The following is a 7,698-nucleotide window of genomic DNA, read 5'->3' on the forward strand; positions in this document are numbered from 1 at the left end:
ATGAAGAAAAAGACAGCGTTAATTCATGGAGGAATAAGCAGAGATGAAGCTACGGGTGCAGTTAGTGTTCCAATTTATCAAACGAGTACGTATAAGCAAGATGCTGTTGGCAAGCATAGAGGCTTTGAATATTCCAGAACAGGCAATCCAACACGTCATGCGCTTGAAGAATTAATGAAAGATATTGAACACGGTGTAGCTGGTTTTGCATTTGCTTCAGGTATGGCGGCAATTCATACGGTATTTAGTTTGTTTAAAACGGGAGATCATATTGTCGTTGGTGATGATGTATATGGTGGTACGTATCGCTTATTAACAAAAGTATTATCAAATCTAGGCATTACTGCAACATTTGTGGATACAAGTAACTTAGCACTAATTGAAGAAGTTATTTCTCCAAACACAAAAGCAATCTTTATCGAATCACCAAGTAATCCATTGTTAAAAATTACAGATATCAAAGGTGTATCAAAAATTGCAAAAGAATATAATGTATTAACGATCGTAGATAACACATTTGCAACACCATACTGGCAACAACCTTTAAAGCTTGGAGCTGATATTGTTGTTCATAGTGGAACGAAATATTTAGGTGGCCATAGTGATGTTGTAGCAGGTATTGTTGTGACAAATAATGTAGAACTTGCTGAAGATATTGGATTTTATCAAAATTCTATCGGCGGCGTGCTTGGTCCAAATGACAGTTGGTTATTACAACGTGGAATTAAAACATTAGGAATCAGAATGGAAGAGCATGAAAGAAACACTCATGAAATTGCAAAATTATTAAATGCACATCCAAATGTAAATAAAGTATTTTATCCAGGTTTAGAAACGCATTCAAATCACGAGTTAGCGAAACAACAAAGTAGTGGTTTTGGTGGAATGTTATCATTTGAACTACAAGAAGGTTTAGACCCTGAAGTATTTGTAGGGAAATTAAAATGGTTTACATTAGCTGAAAGCTTAGGAGCAGTTGAAAGTCTAGTTGGGATTCCTTCAAAAATGACTCACGCTTCAATTCCGAGAGAAAAACGATTAGCATCAGGTATCTCAGATGAATTAATTCGTTTATCAATTGGACTTGAAGATTTAGAGGATTTAAAAGAAGACTTAGAACAGGCGTTAATATTCGAAACATCAAGGGTGAGATAAATGGGTAGAGAATTTTTAGATGTATTCACAGGTTGGGCTGAAAGTTATGATTCATTCGTTCAAGGTCAGGATGCAGAGTATAAAGAAGTATTTCGACGTTATGATGAAATTTTAGATGAAATTGTAAAACGAAGTGGGGAAAATGTACTTGAATTTGGAATTGGTACTGGTAATTTAACAAAGCTTTTATTCGATTCAAACAAACAAGTATTTCCGATTGAACCATCACCAGAAATGAGACTAATCGCTTCTAAAAAATTAGGTGAAAATGTTGACATTCATGATGGAGATTTAATTGATTTTCCTAAACCAACGCAACAAATTGATACTATAGTAAGTTCTTATGTTTTTCATCATTTAACTGATGATGAAAAATATGAAGCTATTAAACTATATCATTCATTGTTACCAGTAAACGGAAAAATTATTTTTGCAGATACGATGTTCCAAACAGAGGAAGCTTTTCAAAATGAAATTACGAAGGCAGATCAGGCCAATTTCATCGATTTAAGAGATGACTTGAAAAGAGAATATTACCCATTAATACCAGTAATTCGTTCCCATTTTGAAAAAAATGGATTTTCAGTCAGTTTCCAACAATTTAATGATTTTGTTTGGATTGTAGAAGCAACAAAACTATAGAGAGATTTTTTAGGAGGAAATAATTATGCCATCAGTAGAAAGTTTTGAATTAGATCATACAAAAGTAGTAGCACCGTATATTAGACATTGTGGAACACACCAAGTTGGTACGGATGGAGTTGTCACGAAATATGATATCCGTTTTTGCCAACCTAACAAACAAGCGTTACAACCTGCAACAATTCATACCTTAGAGCATTTATTAGCTTTAAATGTCAGAGAAGCAGTGCCAGCAGGTGAACCATTCAAAATCATCGATTTATCACCAATGGGTTGTCAAACAGGTTTCTATTTAATTATTGCTGGAGAACCGTCAATTTCAGACGTAATCGCTTTATTACGTAAAACAGCTGAATTAGGAATTCAAGTTGAAGAAGTACCAGCTGCAAATGAACTTCAGTGTGGTCAAGCGAAACTTCATGATCTTGAAGGCGCTAAAAAGTGGTTGAAATATTGGAGCGAACAAACAGACGAAAAATTAGCAAGCGTCTTTGCTTAATGTAAAGATGTAAATAAATCAAACATAAACGTCATCAATAATTGACCTCACTTTCTAATTGTTAGACTTAACTAACACTTAGAAAGTGAGGTCATAGATGGCGTTTTTTTATGTAAGAAAAGCTTCTTAATTAATGACAAGCAGTAATTTTTCTTTAGGTACTGTAAATTTTATTTCACCAATATTTTCTTCAATATCTTCAATTGTAGGTATTTCATCAAAACTTTGGATAGAAATATCATCATCTAAACATAATAGGATAAAAGGATAATTTGTTTCTGTAGAATCATAGATTAGCTTGTATGCTTTCGAAGGTTTATGAGAAGTAAAAAATACATCGCCTAATTTAAACGAACCAATTGAATTATATTTTATTGATGGATTAAAAGAATAATTCATATTGTTTTCTCCTTTTTCAGTTAATAGCTATAGTATTGACACCTTATTGATTGAATAAACTTTTGATTAATAATTTGCTTGAATTGTAATGGAGAGTTTATTTTTTTGGGTAACCATAGTAATTTCGCCAATCCAATCTTCTATATCACCTAAGGTAGGCATAATATCGTAATTTTGAACTAATCTAGCATCTGACAACGAAACAAGTACGTAAGGATATTCCTCTTCATTCTCCTCATATACAAGCATATAAACCGTTTCATGCTTCTTTGTGATTAGAACACTTCCAGGGGAAATGACCTTTGTACGATCAAATGCTGAAGGATGTTTTAATGTTAAATTCATTTTAAATACCTCATTTCTGCAAATCTAGTAAATTATATGTGACCTTTCTTAAAATATTCGTAATGTGATAGAGTTGAAAAATGACAGTTGGATTCATTTGTGAAATAAAACATTTTGGTTGGTCCAAACGATGCAAAGTTTGATTGACTAGATCTATAAATTGTTAAACTATAAAATCACTAATTCATTTTGATTTGGAGAGTATAGTACTTTATTTAGAGTTTATAAGTAAATCCCTTTAGAGATAGGACAAGCTTTTACACTTTTCAACTTGTATTCAGTCGTATAAATCTGTATGATGGTTGAAGAGGTGAATTGAGCGAATGGAAAGATTGCAAAAGGTTATTGCTAGAGCCGGGATTGCTTCTCGACGTAAAGCAGAGGAATTAATTAAAGAAGGAAAAGTTAAAGTAAATGGTCAAATTGTTACTGAACTTGGTGTTAAGGTTACTAGTAACGATAAAGTTGAAGTGGATGAAGTTCCAATCGATAAAGAAGAACCAGTATACTTTATTTTATATAAACCATCTGGTGTCATTTCTAGTGTGTCTGATGATAAAGGTAGAAAAGTTGTAACGGATTTCTTTCCAATGATTCCGCAACGTATTTTTCCGATAGGCAGATTAGATTACGATACATCAGGAATTATACTTTTAACGAATGATGGTGAATTCTCGAATTTACTACAGCATCCTAAGTATGAAATCGATAAAGAATATATTGCGAAAGTAAAAGGGATTCCAACTAAAGAGCAGTTGCGTAAATTAGAACGTGGAATAGTACTAGAGGATGGCAAAACAGCTCCAGCCGAGGTAAAAATGATTTCACTTGATAAGAAGAAAAACACTGCAATCATTAGATTGGTCATTCATGAAGGTAGGAACCGTCAAGTAAAAAGAATGCTTGAGGCGATCGGAACTCCTGTTATGAAGTTAAAACGTGAGCGTTATGCGTTCTTAGATTTATCCGGATTAGCTGCTGGTGATGGAAGAGAGTTATCACCACACGAGGTAAAACAATTAAGAGCGATGGCTTCTGCAAAGCCACGTTAATGAAAAGACTCGGCCAATGCCGAGTTTTTTCTTGCGTGAAAACAATCGTGATGAATAGATGTTAGAATATTTAGTCTTTTGGTTCATACCTTCATATTTCTATTCAAGAATAGGAAATAATGATATTCTTACATATGGGAGGAACTGCTTATATGAAAAAAAATAGAACGTTAATTCGTACACTAATCCTTTTAACTATGGTTGCTGCAATCGGTTATACTTTTTACATAAATTTCTTTAAGGAAGATGAAGTGGTAAGCAAAGGGAGTACTGCACCTAACTTTGCTTTAACTGAACTGAATTCTGAAGATAAATTTACACTTTCTGAGCAGAAAGGGAAAGGTGTTATCGTTAACTTTTGGGGCACTTGGTGTGAGCCTTGTAAACGTGAAATGCCTTTTATGAATGAGTTATATCAAAAGTATAAAGATCAAGGTATTGAATTATTTGCGTTAAATGCAGATGAGTCAGAGTTTTCCGTGAAAAAATTTGTAAGCGATTATAAACTTACATTCCCGATTGCGATTGATAAAGATCAAGAAATTTTAAACATTTATGGTGTGAATCCATTACCGACTACATTTTTTGTTAGTCCTGATGGAAAAGTAAAAAGAATTGTAACCGGTCAAATGACATCAACTTCTTTTGAAAGTTATATTAAAGAAATATTACCAAAATGATGCTGTAAAATGAGTTAGGGGAAAAGATATGGATACTTTTAAATGTGAATGTGGACATTTGAATCATGTTGGAACAGTAATCTGTGAATCTTGTGGAAAGCCGCAGGATGAAACTTCTACTGACCTACTTGATATGAAATATGAGGGTACTGCACGACGATCGATTGTAAACAATCAAACTTTTATCGATAAAGTGTGGATGTTTTTTTCTTCTGTAAAAGTTGCTGTAGTCATCATAGTCATTACATTGATAGCTGCTGCACTTGGAACTATTTTTCCTCAAAGAGATTTATTACCACCAACTGCAGATCCAACAACCTATTACCAAGATGAGTATGGTACATTCGGTAAAATCTATGACTTTATTGGATTAGATAATACATTCAACTCCTGGTGGTTCATGTTACTAGTTGCTTCAATCGGAATTTCACTAGTAATTTGTAGTTTAGATCGTATTGTTCCACTTTATAAAGCTTTGAATAAACAAACAGTTACAAGACATCCAGGCTTTTTAACAAGACAAAGAATGTTTGGAACAACTAAAGTGGATAATATCCCTGAGGAAATTGAAAAAGCAAAGAACAACCTACTAAAGAAACGTTATAAAATCCGTGAAGAAAACGGCAATATACTTGCTGAAAAAGGCAGGTTTTCTCGTTGGGGTCCTTATGTAAACCATATTGGTTTAATCATTTTCTTAATTGGCGTAATGATGAGATATGTGCCTGGGATGTATTTAGATAAGGCGCTATGGGTTCAAGAAGGCGAATTAAAGCCAATTGTTGGGACGAATCAAAATTACTATATTAAGCTAAAAGACTTCCATATGGAAACTTATAATAAGAATACTGAAGGAAAAGTTTACGAAGATGCAATTGAACGTTTTGGAAATGATAAAATTCCGAAAAATTATCAAGCAGACGTAACATTATATAAACGTCAAGGGAATTTAATTCCTGGTGAAGAGCCGAAACTAACAAAAGTAAAAGATTATAATATACGCGTAAATGAACCTTTAAAATTCCAAAATTTTGCTTTATATCAAGTAGACTATAAAATTGGAGAATTTAGTGCATTTTTATTTACACTTGAAGATAAAAAAACTGGTAAGAAATTAGGTCCATTAAAAGTAGATTTACAAAATCCGAAAGAAGTTTATGATTTAAAAAATGGATACAAAGTAGAGCTTAGAAACTATTTTCCTGACTTTTATTTCAATTCAGATGGTGTTCCTGATACAAAAACAAGAAAACCAAACAATCCAGCATTTGTATTTAAAATGACGACACCAGATACGCCAAAAGGTGAAGTTGCATTCGTTGCAATTAAACAAAACATTGAGCCAGATGGTGTAAATAAATACAAAATGACGTTTGCTGGTATTGAAACAAAAGATTCGACTGGATTAACAGTTCGTAAAGATTTAACACTTTGGTTACTAGGCATTGGAGGAACAATCTTTATGATTGGCGTAATCCAAGGAATGTACTGGTATCATCGAAGAGTTTGGATCCAAAATCAAGATGGGGAAATTTGGATTGCCGCATTTACTAATAAAAACTATTATGGTTTAAAACAAGAGTTGAAAAAGGTGTTGGGAGACACTAAGATTGAATTGCCAATCGATCAACAATCTGAAAAAAGTGTTTAATAGGGGGAAAATATGTACGAGCTAAGTAGTAATTTCTTATTTATTTCGTTTATATGTTACATCGTAGCGACTTTCTTTTTTGGTGGCTCGATGAAAATAAACGATCAAGGACCTAATAGATGGGCTACGATAGGAATATCAATCACAATTTTAGGTTTTTTATCACAAATCACTTATTTTATTACAAGATGGATTGCCGCAGGACATGCACCTGTAAGTAATCTTTTTGAGTTTATTACATTCTTTGGCATGATGTTAATTTTAGCATTCATTCTGATCCATTTTATTTACCGATTAAATATTATTGGATTATTCGCATTACCAATTGCAATTATTATTATTGCTTATGCAACTGTGTTCCCACATGAGATTAAACCATTAGTTCCTTCATTAAAAAGTTACTGGTTACATATTCACGTAACAACTGCTGCTTTAGGTGAAGCGATTTTAGCTATTAGTTTTATTACTGGTTTAATTTATTTAATTAAAAATATTAATCAATCAAAGTCTACAAAGAAAACTTTCTGGCTTGAAGCTGTTTTATACTTCTTAGTAACTGTTGTAGCATTCATTTTAATTTCAACTGCATTTAATGCATCAGGTTACGAAGCGAAATACAATTGGGTTAATAAAGACGGCGTGAAAGAAGAAATGATTTACAATTTACCATCGATTGTTGGTCCACATAAAGGTGAGTTGACAACAGAAGGTAAATTTGAAGCATTAGCCGAAATGCCAGCGTTAATCAATGCGAAAAAACTAAATACAGTTATTTGGTCAATTTTTGCGGGAATAGCGCTTTATCTAGTGATTCGATTAATCATTAGAAAGCGTATTGGGGCATTTTTACAACCGTTCGTTCAAAAGGTTGATAGTGATTTATTAGATGAAATTGGATATCGTGCAGTAGCGATTGGTTTTCCTGTCTTTACTTTAGGTGGTTTAATCTTTGCAATGATTTGGGCTCAAATTGCTTGGACAAGATTTTGGAGCTGGGATCCTAAAGAAGACTGGGCATTAATTACATGGTTATTCTATGCAGTATTCTTGCACCTACGTTTTAAACGAAACTGGCAAGGGGAAAAATCAGCTTGGTTGGCTGTAATTGGTTTCGCAATCATCATGTTCAACCTAATTGCAGTAAACTTAATCATAGCTGGACTACACTCATACGCTTAAAAGATAAGCGGATGGCTTTCGGATCATACGATAGAAATAGAATATATAATAAAAAAGACAGAATAAAGTATGCTAGTTTACTTTATTCTGTCTTTT

At 33.1% G+C, this 7,698-nt stretch carries 9 protein-coding genes; 7 read left to right on the forward strand and 2 right to left on the reverse strand.

The window, feature by feature from the left end:
* From V7056_RS17880 to V7056_RS17890, 3 genes are read left to right on the forward strand one after another with little or no spacing between them, the layout of a single operon-like run.
* Positions 1-1,155, forward strand: a complete 1,155-nt coding sequence (locus tag V7056_RS17880) for a bifunctional cystathionine gamma-lyase/homocysteine desulfhydrase (protein WP_499703758.1) — start codon at positions 1-3, stop codon at positions 1,153-1,155.
* Entirely contained in the window at positions 1,156-1,797 is a 642-nt protein-coding gene (locus V7056_RS17885; protein WP_499703759.1) for a class I SAM-dependent methyltransferase, read from the forward strand.
* Between the two features lie 25 nt (positions 1,798-1,822).
* On the forward strand, positions 1,823-2,296 hold the full coding sequence (locus V7056_RS17890) for an S-ribosylhomocysteine lyase (RefSeq protein WP_087999361.1): 474 nt from the start codon (positions 1,823-1,825) through the stop codon (positions 2,294-2,296).
* Between the two features lie 126 nt (positions 2,297-2,422).
* On the opposite strand, the gene V7056_RS17895 is transcribed toward V7056_RS17890, so the two are convergent.
* Complete coding sequence (locus tag V7056_RS17895) at positions 2,423-2,695, reverse strand: hypothetical protein (protein ID WP_499703760.1); 273 nt, start codon at positions 2,693-2,695, stop codon at positions 2,423-2,425.
* A 66-nt stretch (positions 2,696-2,761) separates the two neighbouring features.
* Positions 2,762-3,040: a hypothetical protein gene (locus V7056_RS17900; protein WP_499703761.1), complete on the reverse strand. Its 279-nt coding sequence runs from the start codon at positions 3,038-3,040 to the stop codon at positions 2,762-2,764.
* Positions 3,041-3,363: 323 nt separating this feature from the next.
* Here V7056_RS17900 and rluB point away from each other — a divergent pair, with 323 nt between their 5' ends.
* The 4 genes from rluB to ccsB all read left to right on the forward strand — a co-directional run bounded on the left by rluB (position 3,364) and on the right by ccsB (position 7,602).
* Complete coding sequence (gene rluB, locus V7056_RS17905) at positions 3,364-4,092, forward strand: 23S rRNA pseudouridine(2605) synthase RluB (protein ID WP_499703762.1); 729 nt, start codon at positions 3,364-3,366, stop codon at positions 4,090-4,092.
* Between the two features lie 152 nt (positions 4,093-4,244).
* Positions 4,245-4,772 (forward strand): thiol-disulfide oxidoreductase ResA, encoded by a 528-nt coding sequence (gene resA / locus V7056_RS17910; protein WP_499703763.1) that lies wholly within the window; start codon positions 4,245-4,247, stop codon positions 4,770-4,772.
* Between the two features lie 28 nt (positions 4,773-4,800).
* Positions 4,801-6,423 (forward strand): cytochrome c biogenesis protein ResB, encoded by a 1,623-nt coding sequence (gene resB / locus V7056_RS17915; protein WP_499703764.1) that lies wholly within the window; start codon positions 4,801-4,803, stop codon positions 6,421-6,423.
* A 12-nt stretch (positions 6,424-6,435) separates the two neighbouring features.
* A complete protein-coding gene (ccsB, locus tag V7056_RS17920; RefSeq protein ID WP_499703765.1) occupies positions 6,436-7,602 on the forward strand; it encodes a c-type cytochrome biogenesis protein CcsB in 1,167 nt (388 codons plus the stop codon).
* The last annotated feature ends 96 nt before the right edge of the window (positions 7,603-7,698 follow it).

Source organism: Bacillus sp. JJ664 (genome assembly GCF_036962205.1).
Classification (GTDB): domain Bacteria; phylum Bacillota; class Bacilli; order Bacillales; family Bacillaceae_G; genus Gottfriedia.